This window comes from Yersinia sp. 2545 StPb PI, assembly GCF_052217125.1.
GTDB classification, from domain to species: Bacteria; Pseudomonadota; Gammaproteobacteria; order Enterobacterales; family Enterobacteriaceae; genus Yersinia; species Yersinia enterocolitica_E.
This window is the reverse complement of sequence record NZ_JAZGPY010000001.1, coordinates 1,605,484-1,628,916: the sequence shown is the minus strand read 5'-3', so window position 1 is coordinate 1,628,916 and position 23,433 is coordinate 1,605,484. Positions and strand designations below refer to the sequence as shown.

Here is a 23,433-nt window from a genome sequence, read left to right as displayed (position 1 = left end):
TTTATCGGCCAAGACTGCAATCTCAATATGGTGACAAATCGTCAGCGCTATCGTGAAAAAGTCTCCCAGATGATCAGCTGGGGGCACTGGTTCGCCCTGTTTAATATCCTGTTTAGCCTGGTGCTGGGTAGCCGCTATCTGTTTGTCTCCGATTGGCCCTCATCGCTGGTTGGCCGTATCTATGCCCTCGTCAGTTGGCTCGGGCACTTTAGTTTTATCGTTTTTGCTGCTTATTTGTTGGTGATCTTCCCACTCACCTTTGTGGTGATGTCGCAGCGACTACTCCGTTTCCTTTCCGCCGCCTTTGCCACTGCCGGCCTGACTCTGCTGTTGGTTGATACCGAAGTTTTCACCCGTTTCCATTTACACCTTAACTCGGTGGTATGGGAATTGGTGGTTAACCCAGACCAGACCGAGCTGGCGCGTGATTGGCAATTAATGTTTATTGCCGTGCCTGTCATTTTCCTGGTCGAGATGCTTTTCGGCACTTGGGCCTGGCAAAAACTACGCAGCCTTAACCGGCAACGCTTTGTTAAGCCGTTGGTGGCGGTGTTTATTTCTGCGTTCTTTGCCTCTCATCTGATTTATATTTGGGCCGATGCCAATTTTTATCGCCCAATCAGTATGCAACGCGCAAACCTGCCACTCTCTTACCCGATGACCGCCCGTAAGTTCCTTGAGAAACACGGCCTGCTCGATCAGCAGGAATATCAGCGTCGCTTGGTGGAACAAGGTAATCCAGATGCACTGGCGGTTGAATATCCACTCAACCCAATTACCTTCAGCGATAAAGGCAGTGGTTATAATTTGTTGCTTATTGTGGTTGATGGTATTCGTGCCAGTAGCCTGCAAAAAGACATGCCTACCCTGGCAGAATTTGGCCGTTCCAACATTCAGTTTGACAGCCACTACAGTTCAGGCAACCGTCAGGATACGGGCTTATTTGGCCTGTTTTATGGCATTTCGCCTACTTATTTAGACGGTATTCTCTCCGCGCGCGAACCCTCAGCGTTTGTTACAGCATTAAGCGCGCAGGGTTATCAGTTTGGTCTGTTCTCATCCGATGGTTTTGAGTCACCACTCTACCGCCAGGCACTGTTAGCTGATTTCACATTACCAACTCCCGCAGTGCAACCGGATAGCGAAACCACGGCACAGTGGCAGCAATGGCTGTCCACGCTCAACAATAATGCACCATGGTTCTCATACATTAACCTCAACGGGGCAGTTGAAGCACAAGACCCGGTAATCGGGCAGAAGGTTGCGTTACCGACTGACTTTATCCGTCACTACCAGGCTGGCGCAAAAGATGTAGATCAACAGATTGCGACTATTCTGGATACACTGAAACAGCGCGGTCAGCTCGATAAAACCGTAGTTATTATTACTGCAGCCCATGGTGTTGAATTTAATGACAGCGGCAATGATACCTGGGGTGCAAGCAGCAGCTTTAATCGCCAACAACTGCAAGTGCCATTAGTGGTTCATTGGCCAGGCACGCCAGCGCAGGCCGTGAATAAACTGACCAACCATGAAGATATCATGACAACGCTAATGCAACGTTTGTTACACGTCAAAACAGCGCCTGAGGATTATTCGCAAGGGGAAGATTTATTCGCCGCACAGCGCAATAATAACTGGGTGGCAACCGGTGACAATGGCATGTTAGTTATTACTACGCCAACACAAACCGTTGTATTAGATAATAACGGTGAATACCGCACCTATGATGAGCAAGGCAATGAAATCAAAAATGAAAAGCCTCAGCTTCCATTACTGCTGCAAGTGTTGACGGATATAAAACGTTTTATTGCGAACTAGCTCTAAAAACAGGCATTGGTGCGCTCAAAAAACAAGCGAACGTTTTGCCAAGTCTTGCATTAATAACGGTAAAATGTAGTATAACCGTCATAGCATCGGCATGTAGCGCAGCTTGGTAGCGCACCGTCATGGGGTGTCGGGGGTCGGAGGTTCAAATCCTCTCATGCCGACCAAAATACCTCAAGAAAACCAATCCGTTAGGGTTGGTTTTTTTGTTTGTGGGATTTGACTGATGTGGCTATGGTGTAAAATAACCAGACGGCAAAAAGCCACGCGCACTACCTGCCAGAAGACAGGATAGTGCGACTCATACGTAGTTTTAATCGATAATGACTCGGCCATTAAGTGGCTGTACAGGGCGATTATTCGTATGATGAACCACAGAGCGGAATTGATTAATTTGTTCAGCAGAAGCGCTCGCAGGCTGCTCAAGCACCATCCAACTGACACCTTCAGAGCAAGGTGGTGTGGTTAGTGAGCCACTAAAGCGATAAAAATCAAACTTTTTGGGTAGCAATGCTTTGATATCAAGAGGCTTATTTAATATCGCCATTTGGTCAATCGCCGTTGGCATTTGCTGCCAAGCCTGTGCCAGTTGTGGATTTGCATCCCCCTGCTGGAACATGAGTGCGAGCACAGCCAGTGCCCCATCTTTATCTTTATAAACAAAATGAGCTTCTAACGGAAACTGTTTGCCATCAATCTCATTTTCACTTGGGGTATGGAAATGGAATTGCTGTAATGTGAAAGTATCGCCGTCCAGTTTCAGGGTATTGCCAGTGCTGACATTCACCTGAATCGTATGGCCGTTATTCACGATTTGCTGTTTACCTGGTTGGAAAGCCAACTCGAGTTGATTGTGATGGGTTTTCAATGCTCCGTGAATATTAACCGGCGACTGATTTTTACCTGTTTCGCACAGTGAGAAATCCGGTGAGAGCTTTCCCCAATGGGCAGGATCTTCCTGACCTTCATATCCCCAATGAGCATGTTCCGCCGCACAGACTGAAAAACTGGCGGCCAACAGCGCTGCAACTAATAACTGCCCTTTCATTTCTAATCCTTTTTACACAAAAAAACTGAATTAACCCTGACGAATATCCCATGCAAAGAATGATGTTATCGCTTAGGGTAAGAGAATAACCCAGCTTTTTTTAAGGATATGTCAGCCACATCCTACAGACAGGAGGAATAAGCTCTAATTAACTGAATTTAAATATATTTTTTAATCAACCAGAAATGTAACAAACTGCGTTTGTTCACCTGAAGTGATGGGTAAAATGGGGCGAGGGGAAATTAATGGAAAGGCCAAAATTATAATCAGCCTTTCCAACATTACGGGGTTATCGCGGGTTTAGAGCACTTCACCATTGCTGGCAATCACTTGCTTATACCAGTCAAAACTTAATTTGCGTGAACGCGCCATAGTACCAGTGCCATCATCATTTTTATCCACGTAGATAAAGCCATAACGTTTGCTATATTCACCCGTAGTGAATGATACACAATCAATACAGCCCCATGGGGTATAGCCCATTAAATCAACACCATCTTCAAATACCGCTTTTTTCATTTGCTCAATGTGGGCTTTGAGGTAAGCAATGCGGTAATCATCGTGGACCATACCGTCGGCAGCCACTTTGTCGATCGCGCCAAAACCATTTTCAACAATAAACAGCGGCTTTTGATAGCGCTCGTACAATACGCTCAGTGAATAACGTAAGCCGACAGGGTCAATCTGCCATCCCCAGTCTGACGCTTTAACGTGTGGATTTGGCACGCTGCCTTCAAAGCCAGAAAGTGAATTACCGCTGCCAGGGTTAGTAGCAGAAACGGCATTACTCATGTAATAACTCAGCCCCATATAATCAGCACAGCCATCACGCAGAGTATCAAGATCACCCTCTTCCATTTTGATGGTGAATCCGCGACGTTCCCACTCATTTAGAATATAGGAAGGATAGTAACCGCGCATATGGACGTCACCAAACAGATAACGCTCACGCATAGCTTCTACTGAATACATCATGTCATCAGGATGGCAGGAGAATGGATACAACGGCACCATCGCCACCATACAACCAATTTTGAACTCAGGATTAATGGCATGACCAAGCTTGACGACCTTAGCACTGGCAACAAACTGATGATGCAGCACTTGGTACAGCGTTTCCTCTGGATTTTCTTGCTCAGTAAACACTACGCCCGAACAGCAATAACCAAATAACGGATACTTCCAGTTGCGCTGATTATTGATCTCGTTAAAGGTCATCCAGTATTTAACTTTGCTTTTATAACGCGCCATCACCACTTCACTGAACTTCACGAAGAAATCGACCACCTGACGGTTTTTCCAACCACCGTATTCTTTCACCAGATGCCAGGGCATTTCGAAATGAGATAAAGTAATGACCGGTTCGATACCGTGTTTCAGTAACTCATCAAACATATCATCGTAAAATTGTAACCCGGCCTCATTGGGTTGCTGCTCATCGCCATTCGGGAAGATACGCGTCCAGGCAATAGAAGTACGGAAACATTTGAAGCCCATCTCAGCAAACAGCGCAATGTCTTGTTTGTAATGGCCATAAAAATCAACCGCTTCATGGTTAGGATAACGGTAGCCGTCCTGTACGCCATCAGTCATCACCCGGTCAATTCCATGCGCACCACCCGACAATACATCGGCGATACTCACACCCTTGCCGTCTTTATCCCAGCCGCCTTCAACCTGGTGTGCTGCAACTGCGCCGCCCCATAAGAAATCTTTCGGTAATTGTTTGTGGCTCATTATTTTCTCCCTTAATACTGTGGGCAACTGTAGGCCCTTGAAATGAAAATCAATGGCGGGATGGCCCACCTGAATATTTAAACGGTTAACCCCGATTCATTTGCGCCTGAGTAATCGGCGCGCCAGATGCTTTAGCGCTGTTTTGCTGTTGCACACTTTCAGGCTCATCAGTAAACCCAACCAACCAAGTGAAAAGTGCGCCCAACACGAACGCTACCGTGATCGACAGCAAGAAACCAAGGAACTGCGCCATATGGCCCTCTTTGAAAAAGACCGGTAATACCGCAATACCCGGTAAGCAGTAACTCCATGACACCGCATTAGATGCCCCTGCGATAGCACCGCCAATTCCGCCAGCAGCACAACTGCATAAGAACGGTTTTTTTAGGCGTAGTGCCACACCATAAATTGCCGGTTCGGTAATACCGAACAACGCGGTGATACCGGCCGACAGTGAAATACCCTTCATCTCACTATTGCGGGTTTTTAAGTAAACGCCAAACATGGTGCCCGCCATGGCAAAGACAGCGGAAGCTTGTAAGCCAGTAAAGGTGTCATAACCCAGCGTCGCATAGTTACCAACGGTAACAGGCGTGATCCCCCAATGCACACCCAGTGTGACCAGCGGCTGCCAGAAAGCGCCGACCATAAACCCAGCCACTGCCGGGCTAAGGTTATAAAGAGAGTTATAAACACCACCAATCGCACCGCCGATCAGATTACCCACCGGGCCGAACACCAATAACGTTAGTGGCACCATGATGGCAATACAGAACATTGGGGTGAATAGATTGCGCACCACCATTGGCAGGATCCGCTCAAAGAAGCGCTGCACGTAAGACATGGCCCATACCATCAAAATAATCGGAATAACCGAGGCGGTATAACTCAGGTATTGCACGGGAATACCGAAGAAATCCAAGGTTGGCGATGATAAGGGAATACCAGCGATAGTGTTTAAAATATGGGCCACTTGCGGATTATTCAGTGCTTCTTGCATTAGCTGCTGAACGGCTGGATCGGCCGAATTCAGCGTAGTAATTTTATTGGCCGTCAGCATATTCATATAATCAGGACTGATCAGGGCACAAGCGGTAATGACTGCGGTGAAAGGATTAACATTAAATTTTTTGGCAGCGGTAAAGGCCACCAGCACGGGCAGGAAGGTAAAACCGGTCCAGGAAACAAAATTCAGAATACGGTAGGTGCCGCTCGCCGCATCCATCCAGCCAATGGCGGCAAGAAATGAAATAATCCCCTGTAAAATACCGCAGGCGGCTAACGGGTAAAGGAATGGGGCGAAGATGCTGGAGATAATATCCATCAAACGGCTAACAATACCGACCTTGGGTGCAGCAACCGGGGCACTTTCATCGACATTAATCAAGCTGATGACATGTTTATAAGCATCGCCGACATGATTACCGATCACCACTTGCATTTGCCCACCCGCTTCAATAACGGTGATGACCCCTTTAACACGATTTAAACGTTCTTTGTCGACAATTTTATTGTCTTTCAATATAAACCGTAAACGGGTCGCACAATGTGTGACATTAATCACATTATTATCACCGCCAATATATTGGATAATTTCCTGAGCGGTCAGTGCGTAATCTATTGCCATTATTAATCTCCTGTCGCGGGTACTGAGCGTAAGATAAACAGAGCGTTATTGGCTTATTATTAATATTCGTAGCCGATTGAGATTGGATTCTAGCAAAAAGAAAAGCGAAGTCACGATATAACAAAAATCGTGAATTGGAATATGTTACACTCAAAAAACACAGTGTTTTATGGTGCTTTTTTTATTAATTAATTGCGGGAGTTTTTTACCAATAGTTTCTATTATATATAATACTGGAATTTGAGTGGTAATATTATAATGCCCTTCCAATACAATAGGTGGCATATGATAGGAGATATTAAGGTCGGCCATTTTGGCCAGCGTTGAGTTATCACTGTTTGTCAGGCTGATTATTTTACAATTATGTAAACTGAACTGATTAGCAATACGGATAATCTCTTCGGTTTCACCCGAGACGGAAAATATGATAGCAATAGCATCCTGATACATATCGCTGTTGATAGGATAATAGGGATCGTCAATATAAGTACTAAACTTGCCAATATTCGAGAAGAAACGCGCGCTGTATTTCCCTAACGCCCCAGAGGTTCCTATACCCACAAAAATAATTCGGCGCGTGGCGGCTATTTGTGCCGCAGCCATATCCAATAAGTCATCAAACTCGCTATTATTAATACTTTTAAAATAGCTAATTATCTCACTGATACCAAAACTAACCGGTGGTTTTTCGTCATGCTCTACATATAATTTAAACCGCACCCGGAATTCAGAATAACCATCACAATTCATTTTTTTGCAGAATCGTAAAACCGTGGTAGTAGAAACACCCGCTGCATCAGCCAGTTCTCTGATGGTCATATACATCACTTTATCAGTGTTTTTTATGATGTAATTATAAACGATCAATTCCAGTTCGTTCAGCGCTGATATTTCTTTATATGTAAACATACTGATACCTGAAGTCCCGTTAGCTGCCTGAAACCATGACACATATGTCATGATCCGAGATAGGCGAATTTAGCACGAAATCAAGCGACGAACGAGGCAGTTGTTGTCGGTTGTTGGAGCAATGCTGCTGTTGTAATTGCAAGATAGTTTCCTTGCCCAACATCCGCCTGGCTTGCGCCATAACCTCGGCCGTCATTAGTCAATGTAAGTACAGTGTCTGATATGACCAGACCTACAGCACCTAGCAATTAAATAAACCGGGCAATTAAGCCCGGATTTGTACTTTACTCTGCAATTGTAATAGGCTCAGGTAACCCATCAAGCCACATATGTACTTTGTCATAAAAGACTGCCCACATGGGATCATCGGCTTCAATCTCCCCTTGATTTGGAAAATACTCTGGATCTTGTGGGCCACCAAAGTAAGCAATAATTTCTTCTTTTATTGAATTTTTAAATTGAACAAGCATATTCATTCCTTAAAAATCATAACCACGGCCAGCGATAATGTATGTTCCTGGGTTTGTATTGGACATTGAAAAATAGAGCCGCTGGATTTCTATTAATGACAGCGTTCCTGTGGTAATGGACGTTGCTGTTTGCCCTGTAACGGTTGAAATAGCACCGAACTGTCCGATACCTGACAGAGATGAGCCAATACTCAGCGCAACACCGTTGCCAGCGACTGTTTCATTTACTGTTATAGCAATATCTATCTGTGTGGCATTGGGTGGAGCCACAGGTGAAACACCTAACGGCGTTTGCGCTGTTGTACCACTAGAAACGGAATATATAGTAGCTGTTTGGATTGCTACATGCCTATGGGATTGAAATCCTATCTTCAACAATGATGATGCCGTCCCCCACACACTAACCAACGCTGATGCTGTATAACCTGATGGCATATTAGCCCCGCCATACACTTCAGGAGCAAGCACTGACGTGGAATTAACTGCCAGCAATGCAGATACTTGAGTTGTTGGGTTATAAATCGCATACAGCGCTACAAATCCCGCAGCTGGCGCGGTGCCAGTATCCATACCGCCAGCGCCCGTAGTCGCAAGGTTAATTGCTTTATTGAAGCTAATAAGTTTGTACTGACGTCCACCTAACGCCGTTTGTACGATCAATTCATCTGCCGTGAAAGTGGCCGTTGACGATGCGGCTGTAACACTCATTTTTGCATTGCGTGATGTGCCAACAACGCCCGTTAATTGGGGCAGATGGGCTGCATCTCCCAAACCAAGGTTTAAGAGAGTACTTGCAACGGCTGCCGCCCCCGCATTTTTAATTTCCACAAGGTTATTGGCTGTTTTTAAAAATCCACCATCAGTAATTAATTTAGAGACAGCAGTCGCCACCTGATCAAACTTCTCACTGTCAGCATCAATATTCGCGGCAGAAAGAACACTCATTAATTCCCGCTGTAAGGTGTTAAACCATTCAGCCGGTAATATCGTTGGGGGAACGCCGCCGGCGACATTGCCGTCGGTAAATTCGCCATTATTGTCGGCGCGTGAATTAGGAATATCTCCAATTTTTTGCATAGTAATACCTCACCAATTAAGGCGTTTTAAATTAATAGAAATTGATTAGTTAGCTAACGTAGCCAAACTTCAGAATGCTATGAGACGGATTTAACACCGCAAACCGGCATTCAAGTTGTTTATTGCCCCATGACCGCAGCGGATCATTGCAATAAGTGAGGCCACATTGAGCATAATGAAGCGTGGTTTCGGGTGCAGTAATCAACCACGTGAATGGCCACTCGTCACCGTTCAATGCATCACGACATACCGACATACCTGCGCATGCTTGTCGGTATTGGGTGATAGCAATGGAGTAACCCAATGCCTTGGCCACACGGATAAAATAGGCCGCAGACTGGCCGCCGATGCCAAACAATTTCGACACCACTGCCCGCTGGCGCTGGATCATGCTGTCTACTTCACCAATGGCACATAGATCCGGTAGCCCCACAGTGGCTTCCCACTCAGGTAACATAGCCGTCGCCGTTGCCGGGAATGCCGCAGACAGCAAATCTTGCGCATCTTCATCGCTACGCTGATACGCATTCGCCAGCGCCCGCAAGACATCAGTCTGCACACCATCCGGTCGCCGTGGCCAGACTAATCCCATCGGCATTAATGCTTGCAAAGCGGTGGTATATTCACTGACAGAGTAGCGACTCATAGGTAGCTCACCGTACCCCTAATGGGGAGTTTGCCAGTTTGTAACTCAATATTGGCCGCCGGAGATTGCATAATAAAGCCCCCGGTTCCCGGGATCTCACCAATTGCCAGTAATAGTGATGACCACAAGATTTTGCCACCGGGTTCACCTTCGCTGAAAAACACCTCATCGATAGCGGCATTGATGGCGGTCGTGGTAGCACTGTCGGCATGCGATATCCCACTAATAATAAAATCAATGGGTTGTGCAACTGGCGCACAAACATAGACCAGCGCGATGATCGGTTGCTGTGGATAAATATTATCTGCCACCCGCTGTTGATCACCAGTGGCTTTTACCGCACTCCATGATTCCAGAGATGAAATACCGTCGCTACCTTGCGGAAAACCGTCGTGGTCGTTGTCATCGCACATAATATAAACCCCGACAGTCCCTGCCCCCATCAGCCGCCGTTTTACCCAACAACGGGTCACTCCCGGTACCCTTAATGCCCAAGATTCATAGTCGGTATCATTACCACCTTGCGGGATATTCTGGTAAGCCAATAGCATACGGGAACGAAATGCATCCTCAGATTCAATATCCGCACCGCCGGAAATTTTACTCAGTGCCGTGGCGGTGGCCTGAACACCATCAATAGCAATATCTAGCGTCAGCAGGGTGCCAGCCGCACTGTTACCCCGGCTACCGCCGCCAGTCGCATCCTCTAATGGACGGGGTAAAATGGCAGTAATAGCTCCCAGGACGTGGCCATCTGGAGAAATCTTCACTTCATTATCAAGCCGATACTGATAGCCGTCGGCCCGATTAAGCAAGCGGCCAGCAGGAATAGTTCGTCCGGCTATCCCACTAAAGCGAACGTCAGTCGCAGTAGCCGGATTTGCTGCTTTACGAAACACGTCTTTCAGTGCCGCCCAAGCCGCAAGGTACTCGTCGGTGGCATGGTATGGCGTGGCTTGCTGGGCGATATAATCCAGATAGCCATAGTGCAGGTGTGCCATCCCCGCATCTGCGTCACTGATAACGCCAATATTGGAGAAACGCAGTAAGTTGCCGCCGGTTTTCAGTTCCGATTGAATATAAGACTGATTGCGTTGTCGCAATTCACTTAACGTGGGTCGATTAAATGGCATGAATTACTCCTCCCATACCCATGAAAATTTCACTGAAGATTGGGCTTTACCCGGTTGTTGGTAAGCAATAATCAACAGCAATGTATTGGGGTAAATTATTTGTGCCCGGGTGTTTATGGCCGCCACAACACTATCCTCGGTCAGCCACGCCAATGCTTCTGCCGCGTAGTCCTCGGCTTTGATCGCAACCTGAGTGGTAAGTTTTCCCCGCCGCAATAACCACAACCGCGAACCAATAGCTGATAGCGCCCCGCTGTCCCCCCACCAGCCGCGGCGATCATCGCCATCAATAGCATCATCAATTCGCGCCAGACGGTCAGTAAACAAACTCAGTAAAATAGCGGTATGCAAATCATCGCCATCCAGCACTCCCCCGCGACCTGTCTGCCAATCCCCCAATGAGGCATCGACATCCCAAACCGTTTTAATATCTGTTGTCATTGCACCACCTTAGCGGGCGTCTCACTGGTAAGGGTCGCGCTGCCCGACTGTACATTTTTGAGTTGATGGTTGTGGCTGTTATAGGCATCACGTAAGGTTTTCAGCGTGATGTTATTGCTGTCTGCGTTATCAACAATATCGCCGCTAACCTCGAGTAACGGCGTATTCAGCCGTACTTTTACCGATGCGTTTACCGTCACCGCGGTAGCATTATTGATTGTCACCGGCTGATTGTTAGCCTCAATGATTACCCCACTTTCCGTCAGTTTGATAAATTGCCCCCACTGGGAATAAATCACCGTTTCTCCGGCTGTTAGTCCTGAATGGCGATAAGCCGGATGGTTGGAGGCGATGATCAGGCCGTTGGATCGGTCCCCGCCCAGAAAACCGATAACCACGTCACTGCCAGCGGGCAATCCCGATGAAAAACCAAACTCAGCCAGCCTGGGGGTATCAGAGTGGACTTCCAGTTGGGTTTGATACTGCACAGTTTGTATCCCGTCACTGTCGTCAACGGCACTCACTCGCCCGAGTCCCAACAGCATTTTTATCTGCCGGTACAGGGTCGAAATTTGCCCGGTTAGGTCATTCATAGTTAGCCCCTATGTCACTTAATGTTGTAAGGCTGGAATGTGAAGGCAGCAGGTGGCATCAGGGTCATTTTGCTCGTCGTCCCTTTCTCATCTTTGGCATAAACCACTTCCGAGAGTAGCCACAGCTCATCATTAAGCCCAAATGCTGGAATAGTAATGGGAATCAATGTATTAACTTCCCATAGCCGGCCATCGCGATCGCGCCAACTGTCAACTTGCACTGTCAAGACGTTGGCGCGACCAGAGCGGCGGTTCATTTCCCATTCGATGCAATCTTTCAGCAAATGTGGCGAGTTCACGGTACTTTCGACGATAATGACCCGGTTACGATGGCGGGCCGGAAATTGTTCGGCCAATAGTGTGTCTCGCGTGGTAGCTCGCACCGAGGTGTTATCCCCACCCGAGGCAGAATGCCTGGCTGCGGCATTGGAAGAGAGCACCACGCCGGTGTAATCAACAAAGCGTTGATTGATATCGGTATGAAGGTTGGCATTGAGAATATTGATGCCCTGCGCCACACCGCTTGCCGCTTTATGCGTTCCAGCGCGGGTCAGATATAAGTTGCCATCCGGCTGGTCGTAATAGAGCAATGCAGCGGAACGCGTGACATGATCAATAACCGCTTGCGCCGTTTCCCCCCAATTCAGGGTGAATTTCGGCACAATGGTCATATCAGTAATATCAGAGGTCACTTTGATGCCGTAAGGTTCGGACAGCTTTTGCGCAATCTGCAACACCGTGGACTGGCTAATTACGCTGTTTGTCCACTCAGCGGAGCAATCCACCAGATCCTGGCACTTACCACGCCCCGAGGCACTGACTTGGTGCGTTGTGGCCGCAATGGCGCAATCCCAACTGTCAATATAGCCGTTTAACACGGCATCATTACCCAACTTAACCACGCAAGGAGCACCAGGGTTAATCCACTGCTGCCCTCCACTGGCGGGATAACGATCCATCAGCGATAACTCAAAGCTACTGGGTAATTTTTCAATGCTCCGCGTGACCTGAACTTTGCTCCAACCGGTGATCGCTCTGCCACCTACCTCCAGTGTTAAGTCATCACTTGGCATTTTATTATTCATAGATTCAATGCCCTAAATCGAATTGGCATAAATGCCGGATGAATCGGATTCGCCATTTTCACTAGTGCATCACCACGTAGCGCATCCTGATATAACCGATTCGCCAGCATCAGCGCGGGTAGTGAGCGGTTAAAACTAACCTCGTTGATGCGAGATAAATTCGCCCCGGACTGTTGCAATAGCGCCACGATAGATTCGCGCATTTGCATCAGCGCACGGTAGGTTTCATCATTGCCGCGATCGGCGGCGGCCAGTGCTGAGCTATCAATCACCTTACTGACCCTGCCAAGTACAGCGACAGCATCGTCATAACTTTCCGGTTGATACTGCGCCGCCGCGATGGCCATCCCTCCGGCGCATAAAGTCATCATTAAATGATGGCTGGCGTCAGCAATTGCGATATCACTGCTATTGGCTCGGAAGGCGTCGTAGTGAGCCGCTGTCAGGCTTTCCATCATGCGGATAACATCCAGTGTGCTAAAACCACCATTTAGCAGCGTGTTAACCAGAGTGAGTAACTTGTCGGCATGCCCCTCAACACTGTTAGTCGCAAGTAACTCATTCACGGCAGCACTGATTGCCGCTCGCCCTTCGACGATAAACGCCAGCCGTTGCGCCACTAACATGGGTAAGTTGGTGGTATCACTTTGCTGGTTCACAGCTTCCGTCACGCCCGAACTGCTGCCACCGACAGTACCGTGGTTAAAGCGGCCATAACGGTTTCGGCCAAAGGTTGAGCGCAGTGCGTTACCCAGATTACTGGCCTCATTGGCAGTATTCGTTACCATTCGGCTCCAAAATTCCGCCGTACTTTTCAAGGTTTTTATTACCTGAGTGGCGGAGCGCATCTCTCCTTTTACCGTTGAGATAAAACCAGCGACTGCTTTGGCGCTCAATCCCAGCCAAGAGGAGTGCGCAGACGCGCTCATTTCAGCCATACCGGTGATGGCAAAGGCACGTAAGCCGGATTCGATAACGGTTAAGCTGAACGCGAATACCCGCTCGCTGCCAACACCTTCATCAATTTTCAGCCCCGTGTCAGCGATGCTGACAGTCATCTCACCCAAGGTTGGGTGGACCAATGTCCCTGGCCCGGCCATTTCACAAGCTGCGATCAATGAATCGCGCTGAGTCATTACATCAGGTGCGGCGTAGATCTGGCTGTTTTGTACCAAAAATCCAGTTAAAACAATGTTCCGCGTACTGCGCCCCAAATCCTCGATATAGCTGGTATCGCGATAAGGGTAAGTGTGCACTGCCTGACGACGACCAAAACTGCCCTTGCTATTCAGGACCACGAAGGGCACTCCCCGAAAGGAGGCTTGATGGAGGTGTTCCGACCATTGCCAACTGTCGTCGCTTCCTCCCAAGAGCGCTGATAGTGCGTTATTGATAAGTGACATTTCGTTCTCCTGTCCAGTAGTAGACGTTAGGAAATAAAAAACCCGCCGGAGCGGGTTATATCGATATGCTGATTGGTTAATTTTTACGGATATTAATAGGGAATTACATCTGCATGGCGTGAGCTATTCTGCTGCCTCCCTGAGTTGGGATTACTAAGCTTTCACCGCTTCGACTGTCGATTAACGTCAATTCAATCTGCACCCGATTGTTCTGCATCGCGGTAGCGATAACATCAGCAATAGCATTAACGTTAAAGCCCCCCACTGAGTCAGTATAAAAAGGTGATTCAGCTGTAGGGATGCTGCCTATATTATTATCTGGTACAAGAGAAGATGAGGGGCTAAGGGAATAGGGATCTTCAGCACCGAATTCAGTTATGCGATTGTTGCTCCAGGTGTTCTGCGTTTGTGTTTGAGTTTCAACTTCAACCCCGGATCCCAGATTAAAAAGATCGGTTAATGGAGTGGACTCAATTTTAATTGGCCGACGTCCGGAAATATCACCCGCACTTTCAGTCTGATAATTTATTTTCTCTGCATCATTGGGCTTAATATGATCCTGATATTTCTTACGAAATCCATCAGTCATAAGACCGCTATTAAGCATGGTTATTTCATACCAATTAAGTTGTTTTTTAAAATCTGTATTATTATATGCCCATCGCATTTTCGCCGAATCATTACCACTGATTACCCCTAAAGTACGCATTATGGCAAAATTATCTGGACCATAAGTCAGCGTGTCAGTTAAACCACCAATGCCATCAGCCACTGAGCCATCAGAGACAAGAATTTCGTATCCGATGTTAGATAGCTTATCTTTCAGACCATCCCAAGCAGCACTTAACTCATCGGTGTTCTGGTCTAACTCTGTCAATTGTATATTAAGCTCAGGATCAATAGTTAGGCCAAATAGAGTAGATTTAGCCAGCAAATCTTTTAGTTGCGCCCCCTCTCGCAGCAACTCAATAGTATTACCGTCTATTTTCAGAGCATTCGTCAGTTTACTTTGTACTTGGGGTGCCATTTGTGGAAAATCCTCGGCAATTTTAGCTATTGTTGCTGTAGCATCCACCGTGCCATTTTCATTACTGATAATGTCAAACCCATACTCATGTAGCTGCGCCAGCCCCTGAACATTATGGCCCCATAGCATATTATTCAAATTGCTGTAGAGCTGCTCAGTTGATTTTATCGCAACCATTTGTTCAACACCTCGAATACGCATAGCGCCACTTATTTGACTAAATTGATCAATAGGTGCATTAACGTTCCTCGCCGCTGTATTTATTTTACGGGCCTCATCAGCACCATTATTAAGCCATTCCACTCCCGCAGTTCCAACAGCAATAATTGTGTTTCCACCACCAGCTAATTTATAGTTACTGAATATTTGAGGTGGTATTTTAGATAATGGAGAAACCGTATTCATATTGTATTTATTAGCCATTTTTGCCAGCCTTAATTTTATTAATCCGCCCGGCCTGCTGGCACCACCACATTAAGCTACTGTAGGTCAGGGACCAGGCATCGCCCGGCCCCCAGCTATAATAGTAAGTGACGTCAGCGATTATTTCGCGCCATCGCCCCCTGTTGGGGAGTAGGCTAAAAAACCCATCATATAAACCTCACAGGCTTTATAGTCGGTAAAAGCCATTTTCTTGATAGCCTCACGCGGCACCCCTGAGACCAAGGCTATCAGCAATCCCATACCGCTGAGCGAACCTGACTTGGTTTGCTCATCGTAGAATTGCTGTACTTGCAACAGTGTCGGTTCACTAAGCTCGACCACCTCGTAGGTGGTCTTGGTTGAGTCGTGTTGAATGGCTTTCACCAGTGAAATAGTTTTACTGCGCTCCAGTACAGTCATATCAATTCTCCGTCACCGAACCGCCTTCCCAGCTCACATCAACCGTGCCTTCAGTGCTGTCAACCACCAACGTGCTCACCGACCACATGCCGCTACCAATAATGGTTTTGCCGTTCGCCAATTCGCAGACAATATTGACATTGGTCTGGTCGTTAAAATCACTGATAGAGACCCCGCCGCTGTCACGGATAGTGCAGGAAATGGACGGTGCCACCACGGTTTCTTTATAGCCATGTACCCCATCCATGCCCATGACAGTTTCACGTTTTACCTTTGAAGGGCTGTATTTGAACTGACCGGCCACCATAATAGTAATGCCATCAACGGTGACATAAGCCGTACCTGCCAGGCGGTTTGAAGTATCGCTCATAATTTATTTCCTATTTTGTTAGTGCATTAAATGGCTAAGGGTTAAACAGCCGCTTGCAGACGGAATTGATTGAGAACCGCAAAGATACGCAACTGATTAATCAGCACGCCGGTCCACAACACATCAACACGATTTGGATTACTGGCATTTTTCTCAACTATCAGGCCACGGGCGAAACCTTTGGCATCCTGAACATAGCCATTAAATTCCAGGGTCTGATACTGAGCAATCAACTCGGCACGGATGGTATTTGGCGTGATGATGGCCGAGCCTGGTGCAAAACGGGTACCATCGGCAGCCAACTTCATGCGAGCAAACTTCGAGGTCACCTGAGTTCGTAGGTAGCGCGTGACAAACATCAATAAGAACAAGGTCTCAATTTGCAAATAACTATCATCCGCAGCACCGTATTTGTTGGTCTGATAAGTCGTAATGATATTTTCGATTTGAACTGTCCCGTCGTCCGCCACCGTCACGGTTGAAATACCGCTATGCAGCAAGTTATTCCGCTCAGTCAGGGTAAAACGGCTAGAAAGGGGCGCTGCCAATACACCACTTACTGCCAACGTTTGCAGTGGGCGGCCGGGATCATTACGCAAGCTTTGTGCAATAGCACCAACATACGCGGCTGACCAGAGGTAAGCCGGTGTCGGCGAGTTATGGATCCCGAGCAATGAGGCATGTTGGTCATTACGCAGTTCACCGGCCGCAGTCAGTTGACCATAGGTGCCGGAGTGAGCGGCAAAGCTGTGACCATACAGTTGCTGACTATAGCTCCAGCGCCCGGTGCTATCAGAAAGGAATGCCTTGATGGCATCCAATGACGCGGTATCCGTGTAAGGGTTGATAATGAAATCGAAGGTACGATCTTGTAAGTTTGCCAGGCCACTTGCCAGTTCAGGCGCGCCTGCACCGCCTGCCATCGGGGTGATCGACAACACCAGACTCTCCGGAGTGGTCTCTCCACCGGCACTCCCCAAATAATTCAAACGCAGATCGATATTGTTGCCATGTGCTCCTTTGTTTTTGGCTGTTAGCACCACAACAGCGCCTTCCGATACGCCATCACCAGTATGGGCAACCGTTACCGGTAATTCAGGTTTACTCTCGATTGCCGCTGCCAGCGCCAGAGCGATGGTATTGGCATCATCAGTCGGCACTACCGTGGTTTGTACACGAATACCGGCGATATACAGTGAGATAACACCGGTTGCTGATGCCGGGGTCGTCACGGTAATTTTACCGATGGCAGCAACCATAGCTTCAGAGTCGCGCAATGGTAGAAGATAGATTTCGCCAGCGCTGTCATTGGCCAGATATGCTGCCATTTGCCCATGTAGCATTGAACCTGCACCACACAAACCGGCAACGGTGGCGACAGATGAAACCAGCAGCGGCACATTGACGGGCAAAGTGCTTTCCGCCAGGGTTTGCCCGATAATCAAAGTCCGTTGAGGGGTGCTCGCTGTGTTAGCTTGGGAATTATCAAACTCGGCAAAGAACAGTGGCGTACGCAGATTACTCGGGATATTAGTGAAAGGAATTGTCATAATTTTTTACTCTCCGTTGTTAACACTTAAAATGCAGGTTTCGCTGTTTTTACCGTAACCTGCACCACATCACCGTCTTGAATACGACGGTGCCAAAATGGGTTATCAGGAACCTCTGCGCCAGATTCAGGCAAAAAGGTGCCCTTGACCGGGTCACGCACTGCGCGGCCAGTCATCGGTTTTACAAACATAGGGTTACTCCGAAAGGGTGATGGCGATCAGCGGGTCTGTGGTGCCATCAGGCATATCAATCGCAATGTCGATACCTGTCAGTGGCGTGGTTTCTACTGGGAAGAAGTCTTCCGGCCCTTGGTAATACTCAAGATCGAGTTCTATTTTCACTTCAGCAAAATGTTGCTCGCTGCTGGTATCGATACCCATCGTGGTACGCACTTTGGCAAATTGATGAATCTGGCGAGTCAGTTCATAACTGTTAATCACTGCCCGTTGAATCTGTTCACACAAACGCTCAAGTGCCGATGCCGCTTCCGTGACTCGATTTACTGCCTCACTTAGTTGGATATGTCCGCTAATGCGTAAGGTGGTCATGGTATTAAACTGCGGTACATTGCGGCCAATAGACTCTTTTACTTCAAGTGGTGTCTGTAACAAAATGGCTGGATAAGTGGTTACCGGCCATGCATCAGTTGAATAGATACGACCTTCCGCATCTGTTTTGCCCAATAATGCGGCAGCGGCCAGTTGCCTGATTAGTGCAGCATTCATAGGCTCACCTGATAAAAAATGAGATATCTGACATTACTACCGGTCATAGTTATTCTCCTGGTAAATGGTTGCCCCGTTCGGGGATAAGCTTGTCGTCTCACGGCGGTAGTGGATTATCGATTTGGTTATTACGCCAACGAATGACCTCATCAAGCCGTCCTTTACAGAGGCGTAACTCTCGCTTGAGTGCCAACGCATATAAACTACTGTCACCCCATGTGGAACCAACAAATTCCGGGATTTCACACTGGGTCATCGCCGACTCAGGTGGCAGTAATAAGGGGGATTTCACCACCTGAAGGGCCGGCTTATTCACGCAAGATACTAATGCCAGGCTCAGGCATACGGCTGACAGCGCAGTTGTCAGTTGCGGTTGCCGCCACAAAACGCTTGAGACGATCCTCAGTTTCATGTCGCAATACCCTTTCATTTTCCAACTGCCGTGCGACGGCAGCCCGATTAGCCGCATCGTTTAACTGATAGGCAGCGATGGTGTTATCCAATGTTTGATTAACAACTCGTTCAGCCTGTAACTCCGCATGCTCCTGCACCTGTTTGGCACTCAAGCGATAGGTATTGGCCATCAGCCCCATGAGTAATATCGCGAGCAACACCGTGGTGATGGCACGCCTATTCATTTGCCCTCCCTGGCTTTCGCTTTTATTGCCGTCAGGTTCGGTGTCAGACAAAGTTCATGTTCAATCTCACGCCGATTAACCAAACCCTGCCAGCGCTTGCCACCCGCCATAATCCAGCGCCGCAACTCCCCGCATGCGCCGGTTATATTTCCGCTATTGAGTTTCTTTAATAAGGTTGAGTGGATAAATGCGGTTTTACCGACGTTATAGGTAAATGAATAGAGCGCTGCGCGGGTGTAATCTCCCACAGGTACCTGTATCGCATCATCGACCGACTTTTTCACCACCAGTAAATCCTGCTGTAATAGCGCATCACACTGTTGATCGCTATACAGTTTTCCCTGGATAATGTCGTTACCAGTGTGACCATCACACAGCGTCATGACGCCCACTACGTCGTTGTAGGCGATGTATTTACGTCCTTCAAAACCATCGTGCCCACCCAGCAATGTTCCGGCAATGGCTACTGCTCCACCGGCTGCGGCACCCAAAACTTTCTTACGCAGTGAAGGCGTCATGTCAGCTCTCCATTTTGTGTAGCGCGTCATTACATACCGCAATTGCGGCTGGAATATCGGCCACTGTTTTATTACGCAAAAAATCCCGTAGAATTTCTGTTCGTCTCTGCTCTTCTTTAATTATTGCGTCCTTTTCCCGTAAATTAACGTAATAAGTTTTGATGGTAAATATTACGCTAATAATAGTACCCAGAATAAAGATGTAATCCTGTAAACTCAGCGCTGAAAATAGAGCAAGCGATCCTGCCCACCAATACGGCAGTGGATTTTGTTCACTCATTTAATACCTCCCAAGCCGATACACTTGCGCGTATGACTAACAGAAAGAGGAAAGCCCCAACCATGCGGGGCTTTCCTCTTTCTTAATCAGTATGTAACGAACCAGTGATATCAGACTAATATACTTTTTGCGGACCGCGTTAGTGTTTTTTTATAAAAAATAGATTTATTTTTAATTAAATACACATCAACTAAAAAACAAAAAACCTCACCAAAGCGAGATTTTAAATTATGATAATTGCGTAACAAACTAACCAGTAATGTCAGACTAATACACTTTTTGCGGACCGCGTGAGTGTTTCTTCATAAATATGTAAATTCTCTATTAAAGGGTCCATAGTTAATTTCACATTCAACATTGCCAGGCAGCCATCAACAAAGCCTTCCGCCATTTGCATATTAATTCGCACCAGTTTTTCATCTCTTTTCTGCTGACGAGCAATTGCTCGCTTGGATTGATTAAGCACATAGTGACGGATGATCAATTCATATTCATCTGGCCGGTATTGTTTTAATCGAGCAACGCAACCATCGACAACCAGACCGTCATCATCACAACAGGAGGCTTTACTCTTAGACGTATCAGGCAATAACCCCTTAAAGCCCGCAGCGATAGATGAATAATCCAGCCCGGAGCTATATCTTGCCCATACTCCCCAGCGCGCCAGGACTAATTGAATATCTCTCATGTTTTGGTTCTGCTTACTGTGGCTTCCGGTTTGTGTACCGTTTATTGAACTCATAAATAATTACTCCACAAAAGGCAGGGCACCGTGATGACACCTCAGCCTATCGATTGCTCAACAACGGAAACCACCGTAAGTCTGGCCGCCGTCTTCTTGTGATAAACAGGAACAACCCATGCTACATATCTGGATAGCAGTGATGCGTGCCAGAACGATCTCATACGTTTCCCTGATATATTTTGATTGATTATTACCGCAAGTGATTTTATAGTCAACACCGCAGATGATTGGATATTATTGCTAACGGTAATAAAATTGACTGATGAAAAAGAAGCCATTGACGCCAGAACAGTTAGACGACGCTAAGCGGCTGAAAGAGCTGTTTAATGCCAAGAAAAAAGTACTGGGTATATCCCAAGAGTCTGTCGCGCACGAATTAGGGGTTGGGCAAAGTGCCGTAAACCAATTCCTTAACGGCATAAATCCGCTCAATGTGACCAACGCCGCTGCTTTTGCCAAAATACTCAATGAACCAATCAGCAGCTTTAGCCCTTCTCTGGCGAAAGAATTGGCGAAAATGGCCGAAAGTTTATCGATCTCGGCGCGTAATGGGCTAAATGATAAACCGGCCGGATCAGTTGCTAACAGCTATCCGTTAATCAGTTGGATAAGTGCAGGTAACTGGTATGAGGCAATAGAGCCTTATACGCTGCGTGATATTGAAATCTGGCCTGAATCGACCAAAAATGCCCATGACAACGCTTTTTGGCTCAGCGTTAAAGGAGACTCCATGACATCGCCTTCAGGGATCAGTTTTCCTGAAGGAATGATTATTCTGGTTGACCCGGAAAAAGAGCCGCTACCCGGTAATTTTGTTATTGCCAAACTGACTGATGATAACGAAGCAACATTTAAGAAACTCATTGTTGATGCTGGTGTTAAGTATTTGAAACCATTGAATCCCTCCTATCGATTAATCGAACTCAATGGCAACTGTAAGATACTGGGTGTGGTGGTTGATGCTCGCTGGCTGGAAATAAACTAGCCCCCATCTAGATAAACACCGGTGCTCAGTTGTAGTTGGAAAAATAAATCACTTGTATAAACAATCAGATAAGCACCCACACATAAAATAACCGCCAGTGATTCCCACAATTAATCACCTGCGGTTATTTTATTGACGTTAAAAAATCAGTAATAGTCGTTTTCTCGCCTCAATCCGTGTAAAACAGCGTTGTCTGCCACTCGCCAGTGCTGTATATTAATACAGTATTTACTCATTCAGGAAAAAGCCATGCGTGTTGAATTGATTTATGACAAACGGAATGTCGCCGGCCTACCCAACGCCGCTGAAATGATTAAGGCAGAGTTAACCAAGCGGGTGCATCGGGTGTTTCCTGATGCTGAAGTTAAGGTTAAACCAATGCAAGCCAATGGCATCAATACTGATGCTAATAAACAAGAAAAATCAGTACTGAACCGGTTGGTTGAAGAAATGTTTGATGAAGCCGACGAATGGCTGGTTAATGAGTTTTGAAAACCATTTAGCCGGGTAATCAGGCCCGGCTCATATTAATGCATTATAGTGCGCCATTATTAAGTAATATTTTTAATACGTTTAATTTTCTTTTAATCTTTATTTTAAAAAATTAATCTCCCGTCAATGTTAACTTTTACCTTCTATTTTTAAAGGGATTAAAGGTTAATGATGGAAAAGAATAGATGGGTAAAGAGAAGTGTTGCTGTATTACCGCTGATTATCACCTGCCATACAGCAGTAGCCAGCTATCACTCAGATATAAACGATGGTCTGACGATTAGCTCCTCATTGGGGTTATTGAATGCAGAATCACAAGAGTTTGTTTATCAGCGCCAATATAATGGTCACAAACTAAGCCAGATAGATTGGAAAGCGGAAAACACGCCTATTGTAAAAATGGATATATCATGGGATCTGTTATCACGGTTAACATTAACCGCGCGCGGATGGTCCACATTATCATCCGGGAAGGGGGTCATGGATGATTATGATTGGAAGACGTTAGGGCAATCTAAGTGGACTGATTGGTCTCATCACGAAAAAACCAATTTAAATTATGCGAATGAAATCGATCTTAATGCAAAGTTTTGGCTTTTAAAGCAAGACAATTACCGTATTGGTATGATGGCCGGTTATCAGCGCAATAATAATAGCTGGACATCTTATGGTGGAAACTATAATTACAATAAAGGCAATAACCTATTTACAGGTTCCGATAGTGTTACCGGCATTGGTTATAAGCAAAAGTTTAAAATGCCCTATCTTGGCTTAGCCGGGAGCTATCATTATCAAAAATTTGAGTTTAATACCTTGCTGAAATACAGCAGTTGGGTAAATGCCTATGGTGATGATGAACACTATTTACGTCAACTTTCATTTAAAGACAGCAGCAAAGGCTCTCGCTATTACGCAGTAGTGGTTGATGCGGGCTACTACGTCACCGATAACACTAAATTATTTGTTGAAGCGTCCTGGAACAGGCATGCCGAAGGAAAAGGAGATACACAAATCATCGACACTGGTGCAGGTGTTTCTGCAAATGTAGCTAATAGCGCCGGCATTGCTCAACAACATCAAACTATCGCTATAGGTTTGCAGTATAAATTTTAATCTAACCACCCTCTTATTACTGCCATCCCTCAGCATCAATGCAGCCTGAAAACCGCTGCTTTAGCTGCATTGATGCTAATTTTAGCCTTTTGATGTCACTATTTTTTTCAACTTTATTTGAATTTTTACCTTCAAATGAAGCAGAAAGGA

27 protein-coding genes and 1 tRNA gene are annotated in these 23,433 nt (G+C 46.6%); 5 read left to right on the top strand and 23 right to left on the bottom strand.

What is annotated here, in order from left to right; translation table 11 throughout:
- The first annotated feature begins 27 nt into the window (after positions 1-27).
- Both yejM and V1955_RS07450 read left to right on the top strand, forming a co-directional pair.
- Complete coding sequence (gene yejM / locus V1955_RS07455) at positions 28-1,821, top strand: LPS biosynthesis-modulating metalloenzyme YejM (RefSeq protein WP_083158344.1); 1,794 nt, start codon at positions 28-30, stop codon at positions 1,819-1,821.
- 96 nt (positions 1,822-1,917) lie between these two features.
- Positions 1,918-1,994 (top strand) — tRNA-Pro (locus V1955_RS07450).
- A 146-nt stretch (positions 1,995-2,140) separates the two neighbouring features.
- Here the strand turns inward: V1955_RS07450 and V1955_RS07445 are convergent.
- From V1955_RS07445 to V1955_RS07335, 23 genes are all read right to left on the bottom strand, one after another.
- Entirely contained in the window at positions 2,141-2,875 is a 735-nt protein-coding gene (locus tag V1955_RS07445) for a carbonic anhydrase (protein WP_372569349.1), read from the bottom strand.
- 300 nt (positions 2,876-3,175) lie between these two features.
- Positions 3,176-4,612 carry a 6-phospho-beta-glucosidase gene (locus tag V1955_RS07440; protein WP_083158342.1) on the bottom strand — a complete coding sequence of 479 codons (1,437 nt, stop codon included), beginning with the start codon at positions 4,610-4,612 and terminating at the stop codon, positions 3,176-3,178.
- An 85-nt stretch (positions 4,613-4,697) separates the two neighbouring features.
- Positions 4,698-6,239, bottom strand: a complete 1,542-nt coding sequence (locus V1955_RS07435; RefSeq protein ID WP_083158341.1) for a PTS transporter subunit EIIC — start codon at positions 6,237-6,239, stop codon at positions 4,698-4,700.
- Positions 6,240-6,389: 150 nt separating this feature from the next.
- Positions 6,390-7,148 (bottom strand): MurR/RpiR family transcriptional regulator, encoded by a 759-nt coding sequence (locus tag V1955_RS07430; protein ID WP_442820726.1) that lies wholly within the window; start codon positions 7,146-7,148, stop codon positions 6,390-6,392.
- Between the two features lie 284 nt (positions 7,149-7,432).
- Entirely contained in the window at positions 7,433-7,618 is a 186-nt protein-coding gene (locus V1955_RS07425) for a hypothetical protein (protein WP_442820725.1), read from the bottom strand.
- A gap of 9 nt (positions 7,619-7,627) precedes the next feature.
- Positions 7,628-8,695 carry a hypothetical protein gene (locus tag V1955_RS07420; RefSeq protein ID WP_372569351.1) on the bottom strand — a complete coding sequence of 356 codons (1,068 nt, stop codon included), beginning with the start codon at positions 8,693-8,695 and terminating at the stop codon, positions 7,628-7,630.
- Positions 8,696-8,744: 49 nt separating this feature from the next.
- Positions 8,745-9,341, bottom strand: coding sequence for a YmfQ family protein (locus tag V1955_RS07415; RefSeq protein ID WP_083158339.1), 597 nt, complete (start codon positions 9,339-9,341; stop codon positions 8,745-8,747).
- On the bottom strand, positions 9,338-10,474 hold the full coding sequence (locus tag V1955_RS07410; RefSeq protein ID WP_442820724.1) for a baseplate J/gp47 family protein: 1,137 nt from the start codon (positions 10,472-10,474) through the stop codon (positions 9,338-9,340). The genes V1955_RS07415 and V1955_RS07410 overlap by 4 nt, the downstream gene beginning before the upstream one ends.
- A gap of 3 nt (positions 10,475-10,477) precedes the next feature.
- Positions 10,478-10,915, bottom strand: a complete 438-nt coding sequence (locus tag V1955_RS07405; RefSeq protein WP_442820723.1) for a phage GP46 family protein — start codon at positions 10,913-10,915, stop codon at positions 10,478-10,480.
- The gene (locus V1955_RS07400; protein ID WP_083158336.1) at positions 10,912-11,508 is read right to left on the bottom strand and encodes a phage baseplate assembly protein domain-containing protein; all 597 of its coding nucleotides are present in this window, start codon (positions 11,506-11,508) and stop codon (positions 10,912-10,914) included. Before V1955_RS07400 ends, V1955_RS07405 begins: the two co-directional genes overlap by 4 nt.
- 14 nt (positions 11,509-11,522) lie before the next feature.
- The gene (locus V1955_RS07395; protein WP_442820722.1) at positions 11,523-12,593 is read right to left on the bottom strand and encodes a phage baseplate assembly protein; all 1,071 of its coding nucleotides are present in this window, start codon (positions 12,591-12,593) and stop codon (positions 11,523-11,525) included.
- Entirely contained in the window at positions 12,590-13,996 is a 1,407-nt protein-coding gene (locus V1955_RS07390) for a DNA circularization protein (protein WP_442820721.1), read from the bottom strand. The genes V1955_RS07395 and V1955_RS07390 overlap by 4 nt, the downstream gene beginning before the upstream one ends.
- A gap of 103 nt (positions 13,997-14,099) precedes the next feature.
- Positions 14,100-15,446 carry a chemotaxis protein gene (locus V1955_RS07385; protein WP_442820720.1) on the bottom strand — a complete coding sequence of 449 codons (1,347 nt, stop codon included), beginning with the start codon at positions 15,444-15,446 and terminating at the stop codon, positions 14,100-14,102.
- Between the two features lie 120 nt (positions 15,447-15,566).
- Positions 15,567-15,866, bottom strand: coding sequence for a phage tail assembly protein (locus V1955_RS07380; RefSeq protein ID WP_442820719.1), 300 nt, complete (start codon positions 15,864-15,866; stop codon positions 15,567-15,569).
- A gap of 1 nt (position 15,867) precedes the next feature.
- Positions 15,868-16,236 (bottom strand): phage tail tube protein, encoded by a 369-nt coding sequence (locus tag V1955_RS07375; protein WP_042568284.1) that lies wholly within the window; start codon positions 16,234-16,236, stop codon positions 15,868-15,870.
- A 41-nt stretch (positions 16,237-16,277) separates the two neighbouring features.
- Entirely contained in the window at positions 16,278-17,786 is a 1,509-nt protein-coding gene (locus V1955_RS07370; RefSeq protein ID WP_372569357.1) for a phage tail sheath subtilisin-like domain-containing protein, read from the bottom strand.
- Positions 17,787-17,812: 26 nt separating this feature from the next.
- Positions 17,813-17,977, bottom strand: a complete 165-nt coding sequence (locus V1955_RS07365) for a DUF2635 domain-containing protein (RefSeq protein WP_071843434.1) — start codon at positions 17,975-17,977, stop codon at positions 17,813-17,815.
- A gap of 4 nt (positions 17,978-17,981) precedes the next feature.
- Positions 17,982-18,512 (bottom strand): ATP-binding protein, encoded by a 531-nt coding sequence (locus V1955_RS07360; protein ID WP_442820718.1) that lies wholly within the window; start codon positions 18,510-18,512, stop codon positions 17,982-17,984.
- Positions 18,513-18,609: 97 nt separating this feature from the next.
- On the bottom strand, positions 18,610-18,828 hold the full coding sequence (gene lysC / locus V1955_RS07355) for an Rz1-like lysis system protein LysC (protein WP_083158330.1): 219 nt from the start codon (positions 18,826-18,828) through the stop codon (positions 18,610-18,612).
- Entirely contained in the window at positions 18,821-19,150 is a 330-nt protein-coding gene (locus V1955_RS07350; RefSeq protein WP_083158329.1) for a DUF2570 domain-containing protein, read from the bottom strand. Before V1955_RS07350 ends, lysC begins: the two co-directional genes overlap by 8 nt.
- Positions 19,147-19,668 (bottom strand): lysozyme, encoded by a 522-nt coding sequence (locus V1955_RS07345; RefSeq protein WP_083158328.1) that lies wholly within the window; start codon positions 19,666-19,668, stop codon positions 19,147-19,149. Before V1955_RS07345 ends, V1955_RS07350 begins: the two co-directional genes overlap by 4 nt.
- A gap of 1 nt (position 19,669) precedes the next feature.
- Positions 19,670-19,948: a hypothetical protein gene (locus tag V1955_RS07340; RefSeq protein ID WP_083158327.1), complete on the bottom strand. Its 279-nt coding sequence runs from the start codon at positions 19,946-19,948 to the stop codon at positions 19,670-19,672.
- A 262-nt stretch (positions 19,949-20,210) separates the two neighbouring features.
- A complete protein-coding gene (locus V1955_RS07335) occupies positions 20,211-20,636 on the bottom strand; it encodes an antiterminator Q family protein (RefSeq protein WP_372569899.1) in 426 nt (141 codons plus the stop codon).
- Between the two features lie 319 nt (positions 20,637-20,955).
- On the opposite strand from V1955_RS07335, the gene V1955_RS07330 reads away from it, so the two are divergent.
- From V1955_RS07330 to V1955_RS07320, 3 genes are all read left to right on the top strand, one after another.
- Entirely contained in the window at positions 20,956-21,678 is a 723-nt protein-coding gene (locus tag V1955_RS07330) for a LexA family protein (protein ID WP_083158325.1), read from the top strand.
- A 249-nt stretch (positions 21,679-21,927) separates the two neighbouring features.
- A complete protein-coding gene (locus V1955_RS07325; protein WP_005190119.1) occupies positions 21,928-22,170 on the top strand; it encodes a DinI family protein in 243 nt (80 codons plus the stop codon).
- A gap of 168 nt (positions 22,171-22,338) precedes the next feature.
- Positions 22,339-23,283 carry an omptin family outer membrane protease gene (locus V1955_RS07320; RefSeq protein WP_420073585.1) on the top strand — a complete coding sequence of 315 codons (945 nt, stop codon included), beginning with the start codon at positions 22,339-22,341 and terminating at the stop codon, positions 23,281-23,283.
- The last annotated feature ends 150 nt before the right edge of the window (positions 23,284-23,433 follow it).

Bases quoted from the DNA above. Each gene is read 5' to 3' on its own strand.
- yejM (WP_083158344.1), top strand. From the start codon at position 28: ATGGTGACAAATCGTCAGCGCTATCGTGAAAAAGTCTCCCAGATGATC.
- V1955_RS07445 (WP_372569349.1), bottom strand. From the start codon at position 2,875: ATGAAAGGGCAGTTATTAGTTGCAGCGCTGTTGGCCGCCAGTTTTTCA.
- V1955_RS07440 (WP_083158342.1), bottom strand. From the start codon at position 4,612: ATGAGCCACAAACAATTACCGAAAGATTTCTTATGGGGCGGCGCAGTT.
- V1955_RS07435 (WP_083158341.1), bottom strand. From the start codon at position 6,239: ATGGCAATAGATTACGCACTGACCGCTCAGGAAATTATCCAATATATT.
- V1955_RS07430 (WP_442820726.1), bottom strand. From the start codon at position 7,148: ATGTTTACATATAAAGAAATATCAGCGCTGAACGAACTGGAATTGATC.
- V1955_RS07425 (WP_442820725.1), bottom strand. From the start codon at position 7,618: ATGCTTGTTCAATTTAAAAATTCAATAAAAGAAGAAATTATTGCTTAC.
- V1955_RS07420 (WP_372569351.1), bottom strand. From the start codon at position 8,695: ATGCAAAAAATTGGAGATATTCCTAATTCACGCGCCGACAATAATGGC.
- V1955_RS07415 (WP_083158339.1), bottom strand. From the start codon at position 9,341: ATGAGTCGCTACTCTGTCAGTGAATATACCACCGCTTTGCAAGCATTA.
- V1955_RS07410 (WP_442820724.1), bottom strand. From the start codon at position 10,474: ATGCCATTTAATCGACCCACGTTAAGTGAATTGCGACAACGCAATCAG.
- V1955_RS07405 (WP_442820723.1), bottom strand. From the start codon at position 10,915: ATGACAACAGATATTAAAACGGTTTGGGATGTCGATGCCTCATTGGGG.
- V1955_RS07400 (WP_083158336.1), bottom strand. From the start codon at position 11,508: ATGAATGACCTAACCGGGCAAATTTCGACCCTGTACCGGCAGATAAAA.
- V1955_RS07395 (WP_442820722.1), bottom strand. From the start codon at position 12,593: ATGAATAATAAAATGCCAAGTGATGACTTAACACTGGAGGTAGGTGGC.
- V1955_RS07390 (WP_442820721.1), bottom strand. From the start codon at position 13,996: ATGTCACTTATCAATAACGCACTATCAGCGCTCTTGGGAGGAAGCGAC.
- V1955_RS07385 (WP_442820720.1), bottom strand. From the start codon at position 15,446: ATGGCTAATAAATACAATATGAATACGGTTTCTCCATTATCTAAAATA.
- V1955_RS07380 (WP_442820719.1), bottom strand. From the start codon at position 15,866: ATGACTGTACTGGAGCGCAGTAAAACTATTTCACTGGTGAAAGCCATT.
- V1955_RS07375 (WP_042568284.1), bottom strand. From the start codon at position 16,236: ATGAGCGATACTTCAAACCGCCTGGCAGGTACGGCTTATGTCACCGTT.
- V1955_RS07370 (WP_372569357.1), bottom strand. From the start codon at position 17,786: ATGACAATTCCTTTCACTAATATCCCGAGTAATCTGCGTACGCCACTG.
- V1955_RS07365 (WP_071843434.1), bottom strand. From the start codon at position 17,977: ATGTTTGTAAAACCGATGACTGGCCGCGCAGTGCGTGACCCGGTCAAG.
- V1955_RS07360 (WP_442820718.1), bottom strand. From the start codon at position 18,512: ATGAATGCTGCACTAATCAGGCAACTGGCCGCTGCCGCATTATTGGGC.
- V1955_RS07350 (WP_083158329.1), bottom strand. From the start codon at position 19,150: ATGAATAGGCGTGCCATCACCACGGTGTTGCTCGCGATATTACTCATG.
- V1955_RS07345 (WP_083158328.1), bottom strand. From the start codon at position 19,668: ATGACGCCTTCACTGCGTAAGAAAGTTTTGGGTGCCGCAGCCGGTGGA.
- V1955_RS07340 (WP_083158327.1), bottom strand. From the start codon at position 19,948: ATGAGTGAACAAAATCCACTGCCGTATTGGTGGGCAGGATCGCTTGCT.
- V1955_RS07335 (WP_372569899.1), bottom strand. From the start codon at position 20,636: ATGAGAGATATTCAATTAGTCCTGGCGCGCTGGGGAGTATGGGCAAGA.
- V1955_RS07330 (WP_083158325.1), top strand. From the start codon at position 20,956: ATGAAAAAGAAGCCATTGACGCCAGAACAGTTAGACGACGCTAAGCGG.
- V1955_RS07325 (WP_005190119.1), top strand. From the start codon at position 21,928: ATGCGTGTTGAATTGATTTATGACAAACGGAATGTCGCCGGCCTACCC.
- V1955_RS07320 (WP_420073585.1), top strand. From the start codon at position 22,339: ATGATGGAAAAGAATAGATGGGTAAAGAGAAGTGTTGCTGTATTACCG.